The organism is Mesorhizobium muleiense, assembly GCF_900099905.1.
Lineage (GTDB): Bacteria > Pseudomonadota > Alphaproteobacteria > Rhizobiales > Rhizobiaceae > Mesorhizobium > Mesorhizobium muleiense.
Genome location: NZ_FNEE01000001.1, coordinates 593935 through 615891 on the forward strand (window position 1 = coordinate 593935; position 21957 = coordinate 615891).

Genomic DNA, 21957 nt, shown 5'->3' on the forward strand with positions numbered 1-21957 from the left:
CACAGCTCAGGCCAGTTCCGCTTCCACAGGGCAGTCGATGCAAGCGGTATAGTTGCAGAGCCGGCAAATACGATATGCATGGTCCTCGGTGCTGACGAGCCCACGCAACAGCTTGGCGGCAAGGTTACCGAATTCCTGCAGCTCCTCCTGACTTAGAACAGCGAGCGCTGACGCGAGCCCTTTCTGGCGAGCGGAAAGAATAGCACTGCAGGTCGTCTCGCCCAGAGGAGTGAGCCTTAGCGCTACCGCGCGATGGTCGTCAGGCGCCGAGAACCGAGCCGCCAATCCCTCCGCGACCAGTCGATCGACCAGTCTGACGGTGCCCGAATGGGACAGTGACAATGCGCGGCGCAGCCTCTCGATCGACAGGCCCGGTACGTGGCCAATGAGGGTGATCGCGGAAGCCGCCGGGCCGGGCTCCGGTGCTTTGGCCTGAGCGTCCCGCTGCAAAATGTCCGCAAAGGCGAGCGCTAGAGCACCAATCACATTTTCAATGCTGGAATCGATCATCGCCAAAAAATATATGCTCGGAGCATATACATCAAGGTCGAATTATTATATGCTTGGAGCATACAAATCGAAAGGAGAAGGCCATGTTTACCTCTGCAACCGCCAACGCTCCGTTCGTGGCGCGCATCAATCAAGCTGGCTACCGCCTTGCTGCCGTCGGTCGCGCGGTAACCCTTTTGGGGGTGGTGCTCCCTTTGCTGTTGATCGGCATTTTGAAATTTACTGCAATCGAGATCGAGGCGCTCAGGCCATTCGTCGAGAATACGCCTTGGCTGGCATGGCTCTATCCCGCATTCGGGTTTGCGGGAGCCTCCTACTTCCTGGGCGTGGTCGAACTGGCCACAGCGCTTCTGCTGATAGCATCTGTCCGTAGCGTCTGGGCTGGCCTCGTGGGGGGTGCCATCGGTTCAGTCATCTTTGCGCTGACATCCTCGACAATGCTCACCCTGCCGATCTGGGAAACGGGATCCGGAGGGTTTCCTTTCCTCAACGGGTTAGGTGCCTTTCTGATCAAGGATGTCGCCTTGCTCGGAGTGAGCCTGGTCATTTTGGGGAGCAGCCTTCAACAACTCGTATCCGACCCCAGCCGAAAAAATGATCGTGGTGATGAACAACGCATCGAGAGGTGAGAGATGTCTCTACTCGCTATCTGGCGCAGGACGGACGAACCAGGGCACGATGTCGTGCAGCTAACCCAGACAGACCTCGGCTGGCACTTGAATGGAGCCGCTGTATACCTGTCGGATGCGGGCCCGGCACGCTTGGACTACACTGTGCAACTGGCCGAAGATTGGACGACCAAATCCGGCAGCGTTCGCGGGTTCATCGGTTCCCAGTCAGTTGATCTCACAATAATCCGCACCGAGACCGGCATCCGCAACGAGACCGGCTGGACTGTCAATGGGCAGCGGCAGCCGGCGGTTCGGTCGATGGTGGATCTGGACTACAGCTTTACGCCGGCGACGAACCTGCAACAAATTCGCAGAATGAACCTGAAGGTCGGCGACAAGGCGGATTTTCCGGTGGCCTGGCTGGTTGCCGGCGCGTCGAATTTGGTTGTTCTGCCGCAAACCTACCATCGTGTGAGTGAGACCGAGTACATCTACGAGGCTCCCACAGTGCGTTACCGTGCTACGCTGCTCATTCCCGAGGCTGGCTTTGTTCAAGATTACCCCGACGGCTGGGTTTTCGAGACCGGCAACGCCGGCCGTGCACTATAGGAGTGCGGCTGAAGCTTGGCTGCTCGCAAGCTGACATCCATGCAGCTTGCTGCTTCGGGGTAAGGCGAACCCGTCGCATTTGGTTACCTCCTGTGGCAGACCATCGCGGCAGCGATTCGTTGTCTTGGGGCCTGGGTGTCGCTATATCGAAGCCTTGATTGCCTTCCGGCGTACTTGAAGACCCGCTACCGGGTGGCCGGGGCCGGCGTATTGGATCAGGACAGGGACAGAGTGCTTTTTCGACGCCGCAAGCCTGATGGTCTTCTCGAGCGGGTGCGTCTCCATGTGTGGCCACGCCGCTCTTTCTCGCGCTCCATGCGCCTGACGAACAGAGCTGGAATAGCCGGACGGGAAGTTCCCGCCCAATGATCATTGGCATCGGCAGCGACCTGATCGATATCAGACGCATCGAAAAATCGCTGCAGCGCCATGGCCAGCGCTTCATCCAGCGCATCTACACCGAAGTCGAACAGGCCCGCTCCGAAAACCGCGGCGCTCGCGCCGCCTCTTATGCCAAGCGTTTTGCTGCCAAGGAGGCCTGCGCCAAGGCGCTGGGCACCGGTATGGCGCAAGGGGTGTTCTGGCGCGACATGGGCGTCATCAATCTGGCCAGCGGCAAGCCGACCATGGCGTTGACCGGCGGGGCGGCGGCGCAGTTGGACAAGATCCTGCCTGAAGGGCACAGAGCGGCGATCCACCTCACCATCACCGATGATTTTCCGCTTGCTCAAGCCTTTGTGATAATCGAGGCGATGCCCGTCGAATAAGCGCCATATTGATCGCATCTGACCACCGGCATGACGTTGCCCAGCGCGCGCCGAGACTCTATACCAACCAACGCATAATCGAGGACGACATGAGCGTGGCTGAAAAATCCCAGAAGAAATCCGGCGGGCTTGGCGAAACCGTCAGCGTCATCGTCCAGGCGCTGTTGCTCGCTCTGGTCATCCGCACGCTTCTTTTCCAGCCATTCTCTATCCCGTCCGGGTCGATGCGGCCGACCTTGCTCGAAGGCGACTACCTCTTCGTCACCAAATGGTCCTATGGCTTCTCGCGCTATTCGCTGCCGTTCGGGCCGGACCTGTTTTCGGGCCGCATCTGGGGCGCCGAGCCGAAGCGCGGCGACGTGGCGGTGTTCAAGTTCCCGCCGGACCCCTCCGTCGACTACATCAAGCGCGTCGTCGGCCTGCCGGGCGACAAGATTCAGGTCAAGGATGGCCAGCTCTTCATCAATGGCGCCGGCGTGCAGCGCCAGAAGGTCGGGCAGATCGACAATCGCGACATCACCGAGGAGAGCGGGCCGGTCGACGTCTATCGCGAGACGTTGCCGAATGGCGTCAGCTATGACACGCTCGACCTGATACCCAACTCGATCGGTGACAACACCCAGGAATTCGACGTGCCGCCCGGCCACTATTTCATGATGGGCGACAACAGGGACAATTCCTCAGACAGCCGCTTCACCGTCGGTTTCGTGCCCGACGAGAACCTGGTCGGTCGCGCCAACGTCATCTTCTTCTCGATCGGTGGCAGCGCCAGCCCGCTCGAAATCTGGAAATGGCCGTCGCAGATGCGCGCGTCGCGCCTGCTCCAATTCGTCAAATAGGTCATGGTGGCGACAAAACGGCTGACCGTCGACGCGCTCGCCGAAGCGCTCATGGAGCGCACCGGCCACGCCTTTGCCGATCGACAGCGCTTGCAGCGCGCGCTGACCCATGCCAGCGCCCGCAGCAGCCATGCCGGCATCGACTATGAGCGTTTCGAATTCCTGGGCGACCGCGTCCTCGGCCTGGTCGTCGCCGACATGCTGCTGGCGGCGTATCCGGACGCGGCCGAAGGTGAGCTGTCGCTCCGGCTCAACGCGCTGGTCAATGCCGAGGTGCTGGCCGAGATCGCCGAGGAGATCGGCCTGCCGGAGTTGATCCGTGCCGGCTCGGACGTACGCGGCCTGGACGGGCGCAAGCGCGTCAATCTGCGGGCTGATGCGCTGGAATCGCTGATCGCCGTGCTCTATCTCGACGGCGGGCTGGAGGCGGCCCGCGCCTTCATCCACAAATACTGGCGGCCGCGCTCGCAGGCCACCGGCGCCGCCCGCCGCGATGCCAAGACCGAGTTGCAGGAATGGGCGCATCAGGCGGCAGGCGCCGTGCCGGTCTACATAATTGACAGTCGCGAGGGACCGGACCACGATCCGCTGTTCACCGTCACCGTCAAGGTCGGCGCCTATCCGCCGGCGACCGGCAGCGGGCGCTCCAAGCGCGAGGCCGAGCAAACCGCCGCGACTGCGCTGTTGTTGCGCGAAGGCGTCTGGCTGAACAAGGGGAGCGCGGCATGACCGCCACCGAAGACGTCCCGCCGGCAACAGAAGCCGCCACCACGCACTCTGGCTTTGTTGCACTGATCGGCGCGCCCAATGCGGGAAAATCGACGCTGGTCAACCAACTGGTCGGCGCCAAGGTGTCGATCGTCACCCACAAGGTGCAGACGACGCGCGCCATCGTGCGCGGCATCGCCATCCATAATAACGCACAGATCGTCTTCGTCGACACGCCGGGCATCTTCAAGCCGAAGCGGCGGTTGGACACGGCGATGGTGACGACCGCCTGGGGCGGCGCCAAGGACGCCGACATCGTGCTGCTGCTGATCGACGCCGAGCGCGGCATCAGGGGCGACGCCGACGCGATCCTCGAACGGCTGAAGGATGTCCGCCAGCCGATGGTGCTGATCCTCAACAAGGTCGACCGGGTCAAGCCCGAGGCGCTGCTGGCCCTGTCCGCGGCAGCGAATGAAAGAGTGCCTTTCAAGCGCACCTTCATGGTCTCTGCGCTAACCGGGTCGGGCTGCAAGGACCTGCTCGACTATCTCTCGGAAACCCTGCCTGCCGGCCCCTGGTACTACCCGGAGGACCAGATCTCCGACTTGCCGATGCGTCAGCTGGCGGCCGAGATCACTCGCGAAAAGCTCTATCTCAGGCTGCATCAGGAACTGCCCTATTCCTCCCATATCGAGACCGAGAAATGGGAAGAGAAGAAGGACGGCTCGGTGCGCATCGACCAGACCATCTATGTCGAGCGCGACAGCCAGAAGAAGATCGTGCTCGGCCACAAGGGCGAGACGATCCGTGCCATCGGCCAGGCGGCGCGCATGGAGATATCCGGTATCCTCGAACAGAAGGTGCATCTTTTCCTGTTCGTCAAGGTGCGCGAGAACTGGGGCGACGACCCCGAGCGCTATCGCGAGATGGGGCTGGATTTTCCGCATTAGAGCATGTTCCCGAAAAGTGGGAGCCGGTTTTCGGAAAAGATCATGCTCGAACCAGAAGTTACTATCGACACAGCCCTCGTGAGCCGGCTTGTCGCCACGCAATTTCCCCGATGGAAGGATCTTGCTGTCCAGCCGGTTGCGTCAGGCGGATGGGACAACAGGACCTTTCATCTCGGAGACCATATGTTGGTGAGGCTGCCGAGTGCGGCGGCCTATGCCTTGCAGGTCGAAAAGGAACATCGCTGGCTGCCAAGGCTTGCGCCTCTGCTGCCGCTGCCTGTCCCTGTCCCGCTGGCGATGGGAGCCCCGGTCGATGAGTATCCCTGGCATTGGTCCGTCTATCGCTGGATCGAAGGCGAGACGGCGACGCTGGAGCGTATTGCCAGCCTGCCGCAGTTCGCGGCCGGCCTGGCCCAATTCCTGGTCGCCCTGCAACGGGTCGATCCCGCCGGTGGACCGGCGCCAGGGCAGCACAATTTTTTTCGCGGCGGACCACTGAGCGTCTACGATGGTGAAACCCGGCAAGCAATTGCAGCCCTCGACGGCAAGATCGACACAGGCGCCGCGAGCGCGGTGTGGGAAGTAGCGCTTGCCGCGACATGGCACGGCGCGCCCGTCTGGTTCCACGGCGACGTCAGTTGGGGAAACCTGTTGGTCAGGCAAGGTGCTTTGAGCGCCGTGATTGACTTCGGAACTTCGGGCGTGGGCGATCCTTCGTGCGACTTGGCAATTGCGTGGACGCTCTTCGAAGGGAAAAGCCGAGAGGTGTTTCGCGCCGGCCTTCAGGCCGATGAGGCAACCTGGGCGCGAGGCCGTGGCTGGACGCTATGGAAAGCGCTGATTACGGTCGCCGGCCATATAGACATCAATCCAGTCGAGGTTGAAAAGTCGCGACGCGTCATCGATGAAGTGCTTGCCGATCACCTCCGCGCGGACCGCCGCGGAGGGCACCGACACAGCGCCTGAAAAACTTGATTTCGCCACCGAAGCGGTGACAAGCTGCGTTCATGGAATGGCGCGACGAGGGAATTATTCTCGGCACCCGCAAGCATGGCGAAACCAGCGCCATTCTTGAGGTCATGACGCGTGCGCATGGCCGCCACCTCGGCCTTGTGCGCGGCGGCCGCTCGCGCAAGCAGCAGCCGGTTCTGCAGCCCGGCAACCGCGTCGACCTGTTGTGGCGGGCGCGGCTCGACGAACATCTTGGCACCTTCCAGGCCGAGGCGATCGAGATGAACGCCGCCCGGCTGATGGACAGCGCCGTCGCCATCTATGGGCTGCAGACCATGGCGGCGCATCTGCGCCTGCTGCCCGAGCGCGACGCGCATGACGGCCTCTACGAGACGCTGGCAGTGATGATCGCCCATCTCGACGATGCGGACGCCGCCGGCGAGCTGGTGGCGCGCTTCGAATTGCTGATTCTCGACGAACTCGGCTTTGGCCTCGATCTCAGCCAGTGTGCCGCGACCGGCGCCAGGCAGGACCTTGCCTATGTCTCACCGAAGTCCGGGCGCGCCGTGTCGCGCGCCGCAGGCGCGCCATGGCGCGACAAGATGCTGGTGCTCCCCGCCTTCCTGCAGCGCGGCTCCGGGCTGCGCGCCGATCCGGCGGCGATCGAGGACGCCTTCCGGCTGACCGGCTTCTTTTTTTCCCGCCATGTCTACGAGCCGCGCGGTATCGAGGCGCCCGGCGCCCGCACCGGCTTCCTCGCCGCCCTACGCAAGCACCATGCGCTGCACAAGGTGATCGGGGGAGAGACCGTTACATGAGCGACGTGGAACTCTATCCCGGCCGGGTTTCGCCGCCCGGCCTCGGCACCATTCCACACGCCGACATCGGCTGAATATACCGGCCTGGAATTGCTCCAGCGCATTATTGACAGCAAATACAAGGCGCCGCCGCTGGCTTTCGGCACCGAAACGTGCTCGATCTTTCCGGCCGCCAATCTGGCGGAGGGCTGACTCGGCTGGCCGTCTGGCCGCCGTATTTGTCGGTCACTACTGGCTTGGTTTGGGGGAACCGCCATGTTCGAAAGCCTGATCGGCCTCGTCGCGATCATCGCGCTGTTCGTCATTATCTCGCGCCAGCAGAGCCGCATCGGCCTGATCGAGCGCGAACTCGGTGCGCTGCGCAGCCTCGTGCTTTCGGGCGTCCATGTGGCCCCGCCGCAGGCCAAGCCGGTAGAACAGGCCGCAAACGACAGCATGCCGGCAGACGCGGCAATTGCGGCCGTGACCGACATTGCCCCGCCATCGGCGGGCGAAGCTGCTGCTGAGGAAAAGCCGCCCACGCAGGTTGAAGCCGGGGAGGCTGCATCCGGACCGTGGGCTGCGGGTGAAGCGGCGCCGGCTGGGCCTGCACCTGCGCAACCGGTGGCCGCGACGGCGAAACCGGCCCAAAAACCCGATATCGAAACGGCGCTCGGCACCCGCTGGGCGGTCTGGGTCGGCGGCATCGCGCTGGCGCTGGGCGGGCTGTTTCTGATCCGCTACACCATCGAGGCCGGCATTTTCGGTCCCGGCGTGCGGCTGAGCATGGCAGCAATGCTCGGGCTGGTGCTGGTCGCCGTCGGCGAGTTCATCCGCCGTACCGGCTTCAAGGTGCCGGTGCAGGGAGTCGCCGGCGCCTATATTCCGGCGATCCTGACGGCGGCCGGTGCTTTCATCCTGTTCGGCACGGTTTATGCCGCGCATGGCGTCTACGGCTTCATCGGGCCGGCGCTCGCCTTCACGCTGCTCGGCGCCATCGGTGTGGCGACGATCGCAGCAGCCCTCGTCCATGGCCAGGCACTGGCCGGCGTCGGCCTGCTCGGCGCAGTGGTGACGCCCATGCTGGTCGCCTCGCAGGCGCCGAATCCTTGGGCGCTGTTCGGCTATTTGGCGATTGTGCTCGCCGCTACCGGCGTGATCGCCCGCCTGCGCGACTGGAAATTGCTGATGGCGGCAGCGTTCGTCGGCACCGGCCTGTGGACCATTCTTTACATGACCGACGCGTCGGGCACCAACCTGCCTGTCGTCCTCTTTATCAACGCGGTGACCCTGGCCGTGCTCGCCCTCGTCTGGCTCGGCCGTCGCGGTGGCGAAGCAGGACCCGCCAGTGGCTTCGACTGGCCATCGGTCGCGCCTGGCTTCTTCGTCGGCCTTTCGGCGATGGCGCTGTTCGTCGACCCCGCATACGCTGCCGGCGATGCTCTGCCGGGAGCAGCCCTTATCGCAGCCCTGGTCGCGGTAGCGCTCTACCGACCGCTGGCGCTGGCGCTTCTGCACGCCGCAGGGCTGGCGACGGTTCTGGTCTATCTCGGCATCATTCCGCCAACCTCCGTCGTTTCAGACTTTTCAGGTGGCGCTCTCGGCGTCGATGGCCTGCCGGCGGCAGTTGCCGATACGCTGGTGCTCAGGATCGGCATCTTTCTCGGACTTGTGTTCATCGCAGCCGGCTTCTGGGCAGCGCGCAAATTTGCTTCATCGGCTCACATCCGTGCCGCCTCATGGGCGGCATGGGGCGTTGTCGCACCGCTGGTCATTCTGTTGGCGCTCTGGTTCACCTTCGGCAATCTCGACCGCGATCTTGTCTACGCGGCGGTTGCAGCCCTTCTGGTGGTGGTCTTCGCCACCGGCGGCGAGTGGATTGCGCGCGGTGAACAGCCGCCGCTGCAGGGCGGTGCGGCCATCTCGTTCGCGCTTGGCGGGGCAGCAGTCGCTGCCTTGCTGATGCTCTATATGGCCTTTGGGTCCGGCTGGACGACCATGCTTCTGGGTGCCGCGGCCATCGTGCCGGCGCTGGCCACCCGCTGGCGCGCCTATCCGGTGCTCGGCTGGATTTCGGTCGCTGCGGTCATCGCGGTGCTCGGCCGCATCGCCTTCGATCCGACAATCGTCGGCGCTGAATTCCTGTCGAGGACGCCGGTGTTCAACTGGCTGCTGCTGGGCTACGGCGTGCCGGCGCTTGCCTTCGGCTTTGCCGCCTGGCAATTCGCCCGCACCACAAATGGCCGGCCACGCCTCGCCATGGAAGCGGGCGCAGCACTGTTTGCAGTGCTCACGGTTGCCATATTGGTGCGCCATGCCATGCATGGCGGCGTCATCGACACGGGTGCTGCGACGCTCGCCGAGCAGGCGATCTACACGCTGATCGCCATCGGCGCCGGCGCCATCCTGGTCGCCATCGACATGCGCTCGCCAAGCTTGGTGCTGCGCTATGGTTCGCTTGCCGCGGGCGTCGTCTCGGTCGCCTTCATCGTCATCCAGCATTTTGTGGCGCTGAACCCGCTGTTTACCGACGAATCAACCGGTCGGATCCCGGTGTTCAACCTGCTGTTCCTCGCCTATCTCTTGCCGGCCATCGCTGCCGGCGGGCTCGCGCTCTACGCCCGTGACAAGCGGCCGAAATGGTATGCCGCGATGCTGGCGCTGATGGCGGCGCTGCTCGCCTTCGTCTATGCGACGCTATCGGTGCGGCGGCTGTTCAAGGGCGAGTTCATCGGCCTGTGGAGCGGCCTTGGCCAGCTCGAGACCTACACCTATTCCGCGCTGTGGCTGATCATTGGCGTGGCGCTGCTAACTGCCGGCGTCTGGCTGAAGTCGCAGGTGCTGCGCGTTGCGTCGGCCGCCCTGATCTCGGTCGCGGTGTTGAAGGTGTTCCTCTTCGACATGTCGGAACTGGAAGGCGTGCTGAGGGCGCTGTCCTTCATCGGCCTCGGCGCGGTGCTGATCGGCATCGGCCTGTTCTATCAGCGGCTGCTGACAAGAGCGGCGAGGGGATCATCTGTTTGAATGTCCAATAAATGGAATAGTTGAAGGTTCAGCAGGAGATATTCAAAAATGCCTCTCTATATTCGCGACAAAGAAGTGGGTGCGCTGGCCACAAAATTGTAGCGCGAGATCAACGCCGCAAGCAAAACGGAAGCAGTGCGGATTGCACTTTTGCATGAACTTGAGCGTAACCACGCCCGCAAGCCCCTGCGCGACAGAATTGCGGTGCTACAGGCCAAGTATGCTGCGTTGGGGCCATCCGATCCCAACTTCGACATGAAGGCATTTACTGACGAGGCATGGGAAGACTGACGTTGGCGAGCCCGGTCGGGCGGTTCAACTGTGAGTCCCAATTGGGCGTGGGATATTTCGCCGCGCCAGAGGGGTGCGAAGGAACTCGGCGGCTCGATTCAAGATCGCTGCGCCTTCCGCGTATGCCACGGCGGGTTATCGGGGCCTTGTTGCATCGCCCGCGATGGGAGGACTCTGCTTTGCCTCTCAATCCCACCGGGAATAAACCGGTCCGCGCCAGCGTTATTGCATTGCTTGGGTGACCGGGGCGGCGGACCGCTTCGCGCTGGCCGCTTGCGCCGCGCTGTGAAGGCGCGTTCAATCGGATGAACAAGGGCGACCTCAGAACCAGCGGTCATGGACGAAAAGAAGGCAGCAATCCTTGGCGAGATACCACGCCTGCGCCGTTATGCGCGCTCGCTGCTGCGCGATCGCGATTCCGCCGACGATCTCGTTCAGGACTGTCTCGAACGGGCGCTTGTGCGGCTCGACAATTGGCAGACTGGAGAAAGCCCCAGGAGGTGGCTGTTTACGATCATGCATCATTTGTTCATCGACCAGATGCGCAAGGTGAACCGGCGCGGCGAAGCAGCGATGCTGCCGCTGGAAGCGCGCGAGGCGCAGGCAGCACCCGCTGAGCAGGTGGAGAGCATCGCCTCGCGCGAGATCATCGACGCGTTGCAGGCGATCAGCCCCGATCGGCGCGCAGCACTGGTCATGGTCGCCATCGAAGGCTTTTCCTATGCCGAGGCCGCCAACATCCTCGGCGTCCCGGCCGGCACGCTGATGTCGCGCATCGCGCGCGGGCGTGACGAATTGCGCGGGTTGCTGGATGATGCCGCGCGTCGCCGGGCGATAAGGATCGTCGAGAAATGACCCGGCGCGACTTTTCCGAACGCGACATCCATATGGCCCTCGATGACGAGCTGCCGGTTGACGAGCGCGTGGCTTATGACGTCTGGCTCGAGGCCAATCCTGAAATGAAGGCGAGGAGCGTCCGCTATGTCGCCGACCGCGCAGCACTTCGTGCCGCCTTCGCCGGCGTGCTCGACGAGCCGGTGCCGGCGCGGTTGCAAAATATCGTGTTCGGCGAGGCGCCGGTCAAGACGGCGCCATCGAGCTCGCGCTGGTGGCGGGCGGCTGCCGCAGCGGCGATGCTGGCCATTGGCGGTGTCGGCGGTTATGTCGCCGGCATCGACCATCTCGGTCTGGAAGACCCGGCAGAGGACCAACTCGCCGAGCAGGCGATCGCAGCCCATGTCCTCTATGCCGCCGAGCAACGGCATGCGGTGGAAGTGCCCGCCAGCGACAAGGATCATCTGCAGACCTGGCTGTCCAATAGGGTCGGCCTGAAGCTGGTCGCACCGGATCTGGCGGCGCAAGGATTCCAGCTCGTCGGCGGTCGGCTGCTGCCCGCTGGCGAGAGCAAGGCCGCGATGTTGCTTTATGAGGACGCCAAGGGCGAGCGCATCTCGCTGTTCGTCACAGCGGAATCGGCCGAGAAGACCAAGGGCACTTATGGATCGGAAGAAGACGGCCCCGAGGCGATCTACTGGTTGGACAAGGGCTATGGCTGCGCCGTCGTCGGCTCGCTGCCGCGCGCGCAGCTGACTGCAGTGGCGAAGAGCGCCTACAGCCAGCTTGTCGCCGGGCTGGCCAGCTGAGCTGCGCTGTTTTTCAAAGCTTGCGTCTACAGCGCCGCGCGTCTTCGGACACGCAAAGGACGCTGTAGCACTTTAATTTGCGCATCATCCTTTCCGAAAATCGATTTCGATTTTTTGGGGATCATGCGCCGCCGAAACTGTAAAAATTCAGCCCGAATCGAGGTGCGATAGCGCTTGACGGATGCTGGCGCTTCGGCTGTGTTGTCGACACTTCTGACCAGGCCTTTCCAAGAATCCAATCGAGGTTTTCCAAGCCCGCATGCCTGCCGAGATCCGCACGGCCCGCGCGTCTGACGTCGATGACCTCGCGGCGATCGAAAAAGCTGTTTTCTCTGGCGACCGCATTTCCCGCCGTTCCTTTCGTCAGTTGATCGAACGCGAGACCGCCGAGATGCTGGTTGCCGAAAACGACGGCCGCATCGCCGGCTATGCGGTCGTGCTGTTTCGCAAGGGCAGCGGAGTCGCGCGGCTCTATTCCATTGCCACCGGTCCGTTCTCCGGCGGGCTTGGCATTGGCCGCATGCTGCTGGAACGGGCCGAGGAAGCCGCCTTCGAGCACAACCGCATGATGCTGCGTCTCGAGGTGCGCGAGGACAACAGCCGAGCCATCCGCATTTACGAGCAGAGCGGCTACCGCAAGATCGGCCGCGAACCGGGCTATTACGAGGACGGCACCACGGCGCTGCGCTACGAAAAGACCCTGCGGGGCGACATTCCGGTCGCCACCAGGGTGCCGTTCTACCAGCAGACCTGCGATTTCACCTGCGGCCCGTGCTGCCTGATGATGGCGATGGCCAATTTCGATGCCGGCTTCGTGCCCGACCCGGTGATGGAAATCCGTTTGTGGCGCGAGTCGACCACCGTTTTCATGATGTCGGGGCCGGGCGGCTGCGAGCCGTTCGGCCTCGCCGTTGCCGGCCACGAAAGCGGGCTGTCTGCCGAGATATATGTCTCCTTCCATGGTGCGCTGTTCCTGCAGTCGGTGCGCAGCCAAGACAAGCGCCGGGTGATGGAACTGGCGCAGGTCGACTTTCGCCGGCGCGCGGAACGTTACGGCATCCCGGTGAATTACCGTCCATTCGCCATCGACGATATCCGCACCGCAATCGCAGAAGGAAAACTGGTGTTGGTCCTGATCAGCGGCTTCCTTATGTTCGGCAAGAAGGTTCCGCACTGGGTTCTGGCCATCGGCGACGATGGCGACCATATCCTGATCCATGATCCCTGGGTCGAAGACGAGAGACAGGAGACCATCCTTGATGCCGCCAACATTCCGGTGCCTTACGGCATCTTCATGAACATGGCGCAATTCGGCCGCGATGGATTGCGTGCCGCCATAATCCTCGGAAAGCGCGACAGACAATGACCTGGGTCATCCTTACCGGCCGGCAGAACGATCTCGATCAGGTGGCGACACCGCACAAGATCATCACCAATCGCGACTATCTTGCGCATCCGGCGCTGTTTCGCGGCCAGCGGCCGAAAGTCATCAACCTGTCGAACAATTACGGCTACCAAAGCCGCGGCTACTATGCCTCGCTGCTCGCCGGTTCGCGCGGTCACAAGGTCATTCCGACGGTCGAGACGATGATCGACCTGTCCGAGCGCAAGCTCTACGAGCATGCGCTGCCGGAGCTGGAACTCGCGCTCAACAAATGCCGCAAGGATCTGGGCGGAGCCTTTCCGCAAAAAGTCTGCATCTTTTTCGGCATCGGCTCGTCGAAGATATGGGATCGTTTCGCCAAGCTTTTGTTCGACTGGTTCCGAGCGCCGGCGTTGGAAGTCCACATCACGGACAGCGCCGAATGGGCGTCGATCCGCAAGATCGGCTTCCATCCGCTGGCCAGGATGACCGAGGAGGAGGAAAAGCGCTTTCTTCAGTGCCTCGAGACCTACACCAGCCGCGAGTGGCGTGACACCAAGGGTCGCACGCCGGCGCGCTACACCTTCGCCACGCTGGTCGATCCGCATGAGGAGTTGCCGCCATCGGAGATCTCGTCGCTGCGCTATTGGGCCAAGATCGCCGAGAAGATGGGCGTCGAAATCGAGCCGATCACCAAAAAGGATCTGGCCAAGCTCGCCAACTACGACGCGCTGTTCATCCGCGAGACGACTTCGATCTCCAATCACACCTACCGCTTCGCGCGCCGCGCCCAGCAGGAAGGCATGCCGGTCATCGACGATCCGCTGTCGATGATCCGCTGCACCAACAAGGTCTATCTCAACGAGCTGATGACCTACAACAAGGTGCCGGTGCCGCCGACGGTGATGATCGCCGGCATCTCGGACCTTGAAGTGGCGGCGCAGACGCTGGGCTTTCCGCTGGTGCTGAAAATCCCGGACTCGTCGTTTTCACGCGGCGTCAAGAAATGCGCCACCTTTGAGGAGCTGAAGACGCTTGCCACCGAATGGCTGGAGGATTCCGATCTCCTGATCGCACAGAAATTCATTCCGACCCAATATGACTGGCGCGTCGGCGTGCTCGGCGGCCAGCCTCTGTTTGCCGTGCACTACCTGATGGCCAAGAAGCACTGGCAGATCGTCAACCACAAGGCCAACGGCAAGCCCGACCAGGGCGGCATCAAGACCTTCACCTTAAAGGAGGCGCCGGCCCATGTCGTCGAGACGGCGGTGAGGGCGGCGCGCTGCATCGGCGATGGCCTCTACGGCGTCGACCTCAAAGAGACCAAGGACGGTGTCTTCGTCATAGAGGTCAACGATAATCCCAACCTCGACCATGGCTGGGAGGACTCTGGCGAAAAAGACGAGGTATGGGTGCGGCTGACGCAGTGGTTCCTGGAGCGGCTCGACCGACAGGGACGGTAGCAGGGATTCTATCCGATCGACGCCCCGGCCTTCAATCCGTCGCGGCAGGCTCACACCTTCGGCTCCCCGCCCGAACACGGCGCTGTATCCCCTCAGCGTTTTTCAGTCGGCCGGCTGCACTGTTTGGCGCCGCGATTTCTCGATTGCCGCATACCGTTTGAGAAACGCGTTTTGCGCCCAGGTCACCGAACGCGGGGTGAAATCGAAGCGGTCGGCATTGAAGCCGCGCGGCCGGCCGAAGAATTCGGTCGCCTCGGCGGTCGAAAAACCGGCAAGCAGCGTCGCCTCGAAATAGGCGGCGATCTGGTCGGCGCGCTTGATCTCCTTGCGCAGGCCCGCAACCGGTTCGACCGGCAGCGAAAAGCGCAGATGGATGGCCCGCTGCAGCCTCAGCTCGCACTCCTTGTAGCTGCCGCCCATCACCGATTTGAACGGTGAGATCATGTCGCCGATGACATACTCCGGCGCGTCGTGCAGCAAAGCCGCCAGCCGCGCATCGGCTGGGGCGTCCGGCACCAGCTCGCCGAAAAGCGCCTCGACCAGCAGCGAATGCTGGGCGACGGAAAAGGCGTGATCGCCGATGGTCTGGCCATTCCAGCGGGCGACGCGGGCAAGCCCATGGGCGATGTCCGAAATCTCGATGTCGAGCGGCGAGGGGTCGAGCAGATCGAGCCGTCGGCCCGACAGCATGCGCTGCCAGGCGCGCGGCGGCGCGCCGGGACGGTCGGCCGCCATCAGGCCTCCTCCGCGCCGACGGGTTCCTGCGGGAAGATGAATTTCGCCCAGGCCGGGATGGTGAGCGACACCGGGACGTCATCCGCCATGATCGGCCGGCCGGCGTCGAGCGCTGCCTTGACGCGGTCGATGCGGGCTATGGCGAGGCCCGCCGTGCCGGCGGCCGTGCCAAGCGTGCCGACCGGTCGCCCTGCAACTGTCAACTCTGTGCCAGGAGCGGGCAGGGGCCGTTCGGCCGAAACGATCAGCACCCGCCGTCTGGCGGTGCCGCGATGCTGCATCCGCGAAACCACCTCCTGGCCGACATAGCAACCCTTCCTGAAGCCGACGCCGCCGGTCTCGTCGAGCAGCACATCATGCGGGAAGGCATCGCCGAGCTGATAGTCGCTGCCACTTTCGGCAATCCCATGAGCGATGCGCAGAGCTTGCCATGCGGCCGGGTCGCCGCCGGCGGCAGCGGCGCCATAAAAGCGCGTCACGGACGCGTCGCGGAACCGCGCATCGGCAACCGGCGTTGAATCGAACTGCGAAGCAGTTGAATCATCCCCCCAAACAACAGCGACAAGTCCCTGATCTGCCTTGGCGATCTCGACCTTGGCGCGCAATTTGTAGAGCATCAGCCGGCGTATGAAATCGTCTGATATATCGGATCGGCATTCGAGGCGGAACAAATTCTCGCCAGCGCGGGAGATCAGGAAGTCGAACAGAATCTTGCCTTGCGGCGTCAGCAAAGCGCCCGGCTTTGCCTCGCCGGGAGCCAGCGCGTCGAGGTCGGTGGTCAGAATGTTCTGCAAAAAACTCTCGGCATCCGGTCCTGACACGGAAACGAGCGCGCGGTCTTTCAACTGGGCAAAGGGCATGGGCGGAAAACAACCTGATCTTGCAAAACGGTCGGCCATTACGTAAGCCGCTGGCACTCCCCCCGCAAGAGACCGGATCAGCATGGCCACGACCTACGACCTCATCCTGACAGGCGGCACGGTGGTCAACCACGACGGCGAAGGCCGGCGCGACATCGGCATCAACGGCGGGCGCATCGCCGCTATCGGCGATCTCGGCCAGGCTTCCGCTTGCGAAACGGTCGACTGTCGCGGCCTGCACATCCTGCCGGGCGTCGTCGACAGCCAGGTGCATTTCCGCGAGCCGGGGCTGGAGCACAAGGAAGATCTGGAGACAGGTTCGCGGGCAGCGGCGCTGGGCGGCGTCACCGCCGTCTTCGAGATGCCCAACACCAACCCGCTGACCACCAGCGAAGCAGCGCTTGCCGACAAGGTTCGGCGTGCCACCGGCCGCATGCATTGCGACTTTGCCTTCTGGGTCGGTGGCACCCGCGAGAACGCAAAGGACGCCGGCGACCTTGAGCGGCTACCCGGTGCTGCCGGCATAAAAGTGTTCATGGGCTCGTCGACCGGTGACCTTTTGGTCGAGGACGATGAAAGCGTTGCCTCGATCCTGAGGAATACCCGCCGCCGTGCGGCCTTCCATTCCGAGGACGAATTCCGGCTGCGCGAGCGGCTCGGCGAACGCATCGAGGGCGACCCGGCCTCGCATCCGGTGTGGCGCGACGAGATCGCCGCCTTACGCTGCACCGAGCGCCTGGTGCGCATTGCGCGCCAGGTTCGCGCCCGCATCCACGTGCTGCACATCTCGACCGCCGAGGAGATTGTTTTCCTCGAACAGCACAAGGACGTCGCGACCTGCGAGGCGACGCCGCATCATCTGACGCTGAGCGCGGACGATTATGCGCAGCTTGGCACGCTGATCCAGATGAACCCGCCGGTGCGCGCATCGCGCCACTGCGACGGCATCTGGCGCGGCATTGCGCAAGGCATTGTCGATGTGCTTGGTTCCGACCACGCCCCGCACACGCTGGCCGAGAAGGCGAAACCCTACCCGGCCTCGCCGTCGGGCATGACCGGCGTGCAGACGCTGGTGCCGATCATGCTCGACCATGTCAATGCCGGCCGGCTGACGTTGCAGCGTTTCGTCGACCTGTCCAGCCACGGCCCGCAGCGTATCTTCGGCATGGCCAGGAAAGGCCGCATCGCCGCCGGCTACGACGCCGATTTCACGATTGTCGATCTGAAGCGCCGCGAGACCATCACCAATGCGCAGGCAGGCTCGAAGGCCGGCTGGACGCCCTACGATGGCCGGCAAGTCACCGGCTGGCCGGTCGGCACCGTCGTGCGCGGCCGGCGTGTGATGTGGGAAGGCGAGATCGTCACGCCAGGACAGGGTCGGGCGGTGGAGTTTTCCGAGGCGCTGGCGGTGTAGCCGTTTCCACGGTGTTGGATTTTTTAAGCACCGCGCATTATGTTGTTGGGGTTATGAACGCAGATATAGCGCCCATGATTGTCCCCGCCGAGTTTCCGGAGCTCCAGGCTCTCGCCTGGAATCGTGACGTAGCGCGACCGATTCCCGCCGAAGAAGCATTTGCGTTGTATGAGCGCAATTGGCGTTTTATCGATCAAAAACGTCTTACGGCCCGTGAAAAACGGCTTATACGGGATCTGGCCGACAAATTCGGTCACGGCGTCCTTTTGACCACCGGCTGAAGTTCGTTCTCCGTCTCCCGATCTTTCTTCCCGCAGCTGCGGTATCAAACAGGACACACAGCGAACGGAAGTCATGAAGCAGTTCAAACGGCCGGAACACCGGATCATTGCCGAAGCCCTCGCGCTTATGGATCACGAATTTCTGACCGCAAACCGATGCTGGTTCGGCGGCGGGACGGCGATCGTCATGAAATTCGGCGAATATCGACGGTCGCTGGATGTGGATTTCCTGTGTGCCGACGCCGATGGCTATCGCGAACTGCGAACCCGTGCGGCCGAACGGGGCGCAAGAGCGTTCTTCCCCGAACCAGTCGAGGCCGTTCGGGATTTCCAAATCGACCAGTATGGTTTGAGAACGGTTGTGCGGCTCAAGGGGCAATTGATCAAATTCGAAATCATCCGCGAGGGCCGTATCCAATTGCAAGGCCATTTTGACGACGATTTGAATGTACCTGCCCTGATCGCCGCGGATATGTTTGCCGAGAAGCTGTTGGCGAATGCCGACCGATGTCAAGATCATGCCACCGCATATCGCGACGCTATCGATCTCGGGACGTTGGTCAATGCCCTTGGGGAAATCCCGGCCGAGGCGCTAAGCAAGGCGCAAACCGCCTATGGGTCGGATATCCAGCACAAGATCGCATGGGTGGTGAACAAGCTTCAGGACAGGGACGAACTGCGCAGCGCAGCCGAGTCTTTACAAATGGACACGAACGCGGCCGACGCTGCTATTTCGGTTCTTCGAAATGAAGGCATTCGCCTCTGGCCGGGTTCGGGCATCCGCAACGACCCCGCCGATCGCGCCAACAAATAGCAGGTCGAGGCAGGGCGTGGAATTTGCCACAACGGCAGCTCAATCCCCTGCGACGAAAAACGTCCACTGTCCATCCGGGGTGATGCCGACGCGGTAGAAGATGTAGGCGCCGAACTGCTTCATGCTGTCATAGTCGCCGGCGGTGACGATCTTGAACAGCTCGACCCGCTGCCTGGCGTCGAGTTTGTCCAGCGGCAGCGCGAAGAAATATGGCCAGACATAGAGCTCCTGCGGCGTGCCGACATCGACATGGACATAGCCGGCACTGAGCACCTCTTCCAGGATGGCGAGGATTTCCTGGCCTTCCGCGTCGCCCGAAAGCCCTTTCAGGAAGGTGATCGGATCGCCTTCGATCTCGGCCAGCGACAATTGGGTCATCGCATCGCCCTGGCCGATCAGCGGCCGGAGTTTTTCGATGTCGCCGCTCTTGCAGGCCCCGATAATCAAATCGTGCATGCGCCTGACCGGCTCCGGCAGCTTGCCGAGATCGTAGACGACCTCGGGCAAGGGTTCATCCGGGTCGACTTGCGGATTGGCTATGCCACCATCGTCTGTTGGCCCGCCCGGTTCGACCTGTTCCCGTTCGTCGGGTGGCGTCGGTTGGCTCGCCGCAGGCGGCGTCGCGCCGAGCGGGCCGGGCGTCGGCACCGCGGTTCCGGGCGGCGACATGTCGTCGTCGGCGGGCGGCGTGACTGGCGAGGGCAGGTCCTCGCGCTTGATTTCACTCAAAGCATAGGCGGGGCTGATTGCGAGGCAAGGCGCCAGCGGAAACGCGGCGCAAAAAGCGGCGAGCCGGATGCTGAGGGCCAAGCCACGCGGCTGGCCTGACGTCGAAAAATTCACCGCCTGCCTCTCCATGATTCCGTCCAGCTGCCCAGGCCCGCCCAGGTGCCCGGGGCATGACGCCCAAGCGGCATGCCGTCATCGAAGAGCCTGATGCCAATCAGTGCCGCAGCCGTCCCGGCTCGAAGGCCCCAGCTATCACCTTTTCACGCATGCGGTCGAGCAAGGCAAGGGCCGAGGTCTCGCCATTGGCGCGCAGCATCTCGCCGAACGCGGTTTCGAGGGCCGCCTCGGCGATGATTTCCGTCTCGATTCCGGCCGAAAGCCCTTCCGCCCAGGCCTCGCTGTGGCTTTCCACTGCAGTCAGGCGCTTTTCTTCCCTGACCAGCGCGTCGATGTCGTTGACGCCATGTTCCATTGCGATGTCCACCCTTTTCAAGCGGCGATCCGGCGGATGCGGATCAGGCTTGGGCTGTCCCTTTTACTCGCAGGTTAAGTAAGTACTTGTAAATACGACATTTCTGGGGTCGTTTCGACAAGGGTTCGTCACGTTTTGCAAACCTGCGTTCGATCCGATTCAAAACTTAGCCGATTAGGCCGGCGAGCGGGATGAAAACCTTCAGTTTGAGTTAACTCCACATCCGCGCCGTAACGTTTTGTTAACACCGTTGCAGAAGTGCAACACAACAATTGCACCAAGACGCCACCAGACACAAGCGGGCCGGGACACAAGCAGGGGGAGACAGGCTCAGTTGCCGTAGCGCGAGGCGATGTCGCGCGACAGCGTCTCGCCTTCCTTCATGTAGCGGCTGATGGCTTCGGTCGCCGAGGCGGTACACTGTGTGTAGGTGCCGCCAAAGGAGCGGTAGCCGCGGTTGAAGCTGGCGATGAAGCGGGCGCGCCGCTCCGGGTTCGGGTTTTCCGAAGCAATCAGCTTCTCCATCTCGACCCGCCATTGGTCGCCCTTCTCGCCGCACAGATTACGCAGAAAATGCAGCGACCCAAGCACCTCGGCCAGCCGCATCAGCCCCGGCTCGAACGGCGACTCGGCGGCCATGGCCGGCCGCGCCCCGATTGCCGTACTGGCGGCGAGGCAAGCTGCAAGGAAAATCGATGCGCGGATCATAAATCTATGTGGCCAAACAATTTGTCGCCTGCAAGGCGATTTTGGAGGTTACGCGCCTGTATTCCTGAGCAATTCGTCGGCAACGGCAAACACCGAAGCGGCAATCGGCAGCGCCGTCATTTCGCTGAGTGTATAGAAGGCGGCGGTCTCGGCGTCGTCGCTGGCCACGGGCTCGCCGCCGGCATAGGTGGCGCCGAATACCGTCAGCAGATAGTCGACCGGGTGCCCGTCGCTGCCGCCGTCGATGTGGATTTCCCGAAGGCGGCGGTAGTTGTGCGCATGCAACCCGGTTTCCTCCAGCAATTCGCGCTGCGCGGCTTGTTCCAGCGTTTCGCCGGCCTCGACCTTGCCGCCTGGAAACGCGTAGAATCCTTGCGAAGGCTGCCGCGCCCGCTTGACCAGCAGCACCGTGTCGCCACGGACAATGGCGACCGATACAGCCGGGAGTATTTTGCGCATCTCGTCCATGGATCTCCGATCGCCATTTGCCGCAGCCGGTTGTGGACCGGTCGGCGAGAGCAAGCATTAGCGGTTGCGCAACGCCGGTTCCATCGCCACCTTCACATCCGACCAATCTAACGAGTTTCAGCTTATGTGCGGACGCTTCGCCTTGACCGCCACGCCGGACCGGGCCGCCGCTTTTCTCGGTCTGCCAGAACTGGAGGATTTCCCGCCCCGCTACAACATCGCACCGACGCAGCCGGTGCTGATGGCGATTGCAGGCGTGCCGCGGGCGCCAGGCTCGAACCTTCCAGACCGGCAGCCGATGCTGGTGCGCTGGGGGCTGATCCCGGCATGGGTGAAGGACACGCGTGCGTTTCCTTTGCTGTTCAACGCGCGCTCGGAGGGAGCCGCGCAAAAGGCCTCGTTTCGCGCCGCCATGCGCCACCGCCGCGCTTTGGTGCCGGCTTCCGGCTTCTACGAATGGCGTCAATCAGGCGGCAAGCGGGGACAGCCCTATTGGGTGCGGCCGAAGCATGGCGGGCTTGTCGCCTTCGCCGGACTGATCGAGACCTATGCCGAGCCGGGCGGCTCGGAGATGGACACTGGCGCCATCCTGACCGTCAACGCCAATGCCGACATTGCCCATATCCACGACCGGATGCCGGTGGTGATAGATCCGCAGGATTTCGCCCGCTGGCTGGATTGCCGCACGCGCGAGCCGCGCGACGTGGCCGACCTGCTCAGACCGGCACAACTCGATTTCTTCGAGGCCGTCCCGGTTTCCGACCTCGTCAACAAGGTCGCCAACACCGGACCGGAGATTCAGGAAAGGTGGCCGGAGTTCAAGAAGGCCAGGCGCCGGAAGCCGGGCGCCGACGACAGTCAGATGAGCTTGTTTCAGCAGTAGCTGCTATTTTCTGGAGCGCTTCAGCGCCTTCATTGCCGGCGCTGCCATTTCCTGGCGAACCCGCCGG

Annotated in this window: 25 protein-coding genes and 1 pseudogene; 19 read left to right on the forward strand and 7 right to left on the reverse strand. The window is 62.9% G+C overall.

Annotated features, from left to right (window positions below):
* Positions 1–6 precede the first annotated feature (6 nt).
* Positions 7–510: a MarR family winged helix-turn-helix transcriptional regulator gene (locus tag BLT09_RS02720; RefSeq protein WP_091590472.1), complete on the reverse strand. Its 504-nt coding sequence runs from the start codon at positions 508–510 to the stop codon at positions 7–9.
* Positions 511–593: 83 nt separating this feature from the next.
* Between BLT09_RS02720 and BLT09_RS02725 the strand changes: the two genes are divergently transcribed.
* The 15 genes and pseudogenes from BLT09_RS02725 (at position 594) to BLT09_RS02800 (ending at position 14526) form a co-directional block, all read left to right on the forward strand.
* Entirely contained in the window at positions 594–1139 is a 546-nt protein-coding gene (locus BLT09_RS02725) for a DUF417 family protein (protein ID WP_091590473.1), read from the forward strand.
* Between the two features lie 3 nt (positions 1140–1142).
* A complete protein-coding gene (locus tag BLT09_RS02730) occupies positions 1143–1730 on the forward strand; it encodes a putative glycolipid-binding domain-containing protein (protein WP_091590475.1) in 588 nt (195 codons plus the stop codon).
* A 231-nt stretch (positions 1731–1961) separates the two neighbouring features.
* Positions 1962–2051, forward strand: a pseudogene (locus tag BLT09_RS34795) (DUF2062 domain-containing protein); the annotation flags it as partial.
* 44 nt (positions 2052–2095) lie between these two features.
* Positions 2096–2497: a holo-ACP synthase gene (gene acpS / locus BLT09_RS02740; protein WP_091590476.1), complete on the forward strand. Its 402-nt coding sequence runs from the start codon at positions 2096–2098 to the stop codon at positions 2495–2497.
* A gap of 89 nt (positions 2498–2586) precedes the next feature.
* Positions 2587–3336 carry a signal peptidase I gene (lepB, locus tag BLT09_RS02745; RefSeq protein WP_091590861.1) on the forward strand — a complete coding sequence of 250 codons (750 nt, stop codon included), beginning with the start codon at positions 2587–2589 and terminating at the stop codon, positions 3334–3336.
* Positions 3337–3339: 3 nt separating this feature from the next.
* Positions 3340–4065 (forward strand): ribonuclease III, encoded by a 726-nt coding sequence (gene rnc / locus BLT09_RS02750; RefSeq protein ID WP_091590479.1) that lies wholly within the window; start codon positions 3340–3342, stop codon positions 4063–4065.
* A complete protein-coding gene (era, locus tag BLT09_RS02755; RefSeq protein ID WP_091590481.1) occupies positions 4062–4994 on the forward strand; it encodes a GTPase Era in 933 nt (310 codons plus the stop codon). Before rnc ends, era begins: the two co-directional genes overlap by 4 nt.
* A gap of 42 nt (positions 4995–5036) precedes the next feature.
* On the forward strand, positions 5037–5960 hold the full coding sequence (locus BLT09_RS02760; protein WP_091590863.1) for an aminoglycoside phosphotransferase family protein: 924 nt from the start codon (positions 5037–5039) through the stop codon (positions 5958–5960).
* A gap of 41 nt (positions 5961–6001) precedes the next feature.
* The gene (gene recO, locus BLT09_RS02765) at positions 6002–6763 is read left to right on the forward strand and encodes a DNA repair protein RecO (protein ID WP_027152721.1); all 762 of its coding nucleotides are present in this window, start codon (positions 6002–6004) and stop codon (positions 6761–6763) included.
* A 255-nt stretch (positions 6764–7018) separates the two neighbouring features.
* Positions 7019–9766 carry a DUF2339 domain-containing protein gene (locus BLT09_RS02775; protein WP_091590483.1) on the forward strand — a complete coding sequence of 916 codons (2748 nt, stop codon included), beginning with the start codon at positions 7019–7021 and terminating at the stop codon, positions 9764–9766.
* A 108-nt stretch (positions 9767–9874) separates the two neighbouring features.
* Entirely contained in the window at positions 9875–10057 is a 183-nt protein-coding gene (locus BLT09_RS02780) for a type II toxin-antitoxin system VapB family antitoxin (RefSeq protein WP_236473295.1), read from the forward strand.
* 336 nt (positions 10058–10393) lie between these two features.
* A complete protein-coding gene (locus tag BLT09_RS02785; RefSeq protein ID WP_027152718.1) occupies positions 10394–10912 on the forward strand; it encodes a sigma-70 family RNA polymerase sigma factor in 519 nt (172 codons plus the stop codon).
* Positions 10909–11700, forward strand: a complete 792-nt coding sequence (locus BLT09_RS02790) for an anti-sigma factor family protein (protein ID WP_091590485.1) — start codon at positions 10909–10911, stop codon at positions 11698–11700. Before BLT09_RS02785 ends, BLT09_RS02790 begins: the two co-directional genes overlap by 4 nt.
* A gap of 259 nt (positions 11701–11959) precedes the next feature.
* Positions 11960–13066, forward strand: a complete 1107-nt coding sequence (locus tag BLT09_RS02795) for a peptidase C39 family protein (protein ID WP_091590486.1) — start codon at positions 11960–11962, stop codon at positions 13064–13066.
* Positions 13063–14526 (forward strand): RimK family protein, encoded by a 1464-nt coding sequence (locus tag BLT09_RS02800; RefSeq protein ID WP_091590488.1) that lies wholly within the window; start codon positions 13063–13065, stop codon positions 14524–14526. The genes BLT09_RS02795 and BLT09_RS02800 overlap by 4 nt, the downstream gene beginning before the upstream one ends.
* 102 nt (positions 14527–14628) lie before the next feature.
* Here the strand turns inward: BLT09_RS02800 and BLT09_RS02805 are convergent, their stop codons facing one another.
* Together BLT09_RS02805 and ygfZ are read right to left on the reverse strand one after the other, a co-directional pair.
* A complete protein-coding gene (locus BLT09_RS02805) occupies positions 14629–15261 on the reverse strand; it encodes an HD domain-containing protein (protein WP_091590489.1) in 633 nt (210 codons plus the stop codon).
* Positions 15261–16121 (reverse strand): CAF17-like 4Fe-4S cluster assembly/insertion protein YgfZ, encoded by an 861-nt coding sequence (gene ygfZ, locus BLT09_RS02810; protein ID WP_091590491.1) that lies wholly within the window; start codon positions 16119–16121, stop codon positions 15261–15263. Before ygfZ ends, BLT09_RS02805 begins: the two co-directional genes overlap by 1 nt.
* Before the next feature lie 82 nt (positions 16122–16203).
* On the opposite strand from ygfZ, the gene BLT09_RS02815 reads away from it, so the two are divergent.
* The 3 genes from BLT09_RS02815 to BLT09_RS02825 all read left to right on the forward strand — a co-directional run bounded on the left by BLT09_RS02815 (position 16204) and on the right by BLT09_RS02825 (position 18630).
* Positions 16204–17535 carry a dihydroorotase gene (locus tag BLT09_RS02815; protein ID WP_091590492.1) on the forward strand — a complete coding sequence of 444 codons (1332 nt, stop codon included), beginning with the start codon at positions 16204–16206 and terminating at the stop codon, positions 17533–17535.
* Positions 17536–17609: 74 nt separating this feature from the next.
* Positions 17610–17816, forward strand: coding sequence for a hypothetical protein (locus tag BLT09_RS02820; protein WP_236473178.1), 207 nt, complete (start codon positions 17610–17612; stop codon positions 17814–17816).
* A gap of 73 nt (positions 17817–17889) precedes the next feature.
* Positions 17890–18630: a nucleotidyl transferase AbiEii/AbiGii toxin family protein gene (locus BLT09_RS02825; RefSeq protein WP_091590494.1), complete on the forward strand. Its 741-nt coding sequence runs from the start codon at positions 17890–17892 to the stop codon at positions 18628–18630.
* A 39-nt stretch (positions 18631–18669) separates the two neighbouring features.
* On the opposite strand, the gene BLT09_RS02830 is transcribed toward BLT09_RS02825, so the two are convergent.
* The 4 genes from BLT09_RS02830 to BLT09_RS02845 form a co-directional block, all read right to left on the reverse strand.
* Positions 18670–19473 carry a hypothetical protein gene (locus BLT09_RS02830; RefSeq protein WP_167366328.1) on the reverse strand — a complete coding sequence of 268 codons (804 nt, stop codon included), beginning with the start codon at positions 19471–19473 and terminating at the stop codon, positions 18670–18672.
* Between the two features lie 100 nt (positions 19474–19573).
* Positions 19574–19831, reverse strand: a complete 258-nt coding sequence (locus tag BLT09_RS02835) for a hypothetical protein (protein ID WP_023800747.1) — start codon at positions 19829–19831, stop codon at positions 19574–19576.
* Between the two features lie 330 nt (positions 19832–20161).
* Positions 20162–20539, reverse strand: coding sequence for a TIGR02301 family protein (locus BLT09_RS02840; protein WP_091590499.1), 378 nt, complete (start codon positions 20537–20539; stop codon positions 20162–20164).
* Positions 20540–20587: 48 nt separating this feature from the next.
* Positions 20588–21007: an NUDIX hydrolase gene (locus BLT09_RS02845; RefSeq protein ID WP_023800745.1), complete on the reverse strand. Its 420-nt coding sequence runs from the start codon at positions 21005–21007 to the stop codon at positions 20588–20590.
* Between the two features lie 124 nt (positions 21008–21131).
* Here BLT09_RS02845 and BLT09_RS02850 point away from each other — a divergent pair, with 124 nt between their 5' ends.
* Positions 21132–21890, forward strand: a complete 759-nt coding sequence (locus BLT09_RS02850) for an SOS response-associated peptidase (protein ID WP_091590501.1) — start codon at positions 21132–21134, stop codon at positions 21888–21890.
* Positions 21891–21957 lie beyond the last annotated feature (67 nt).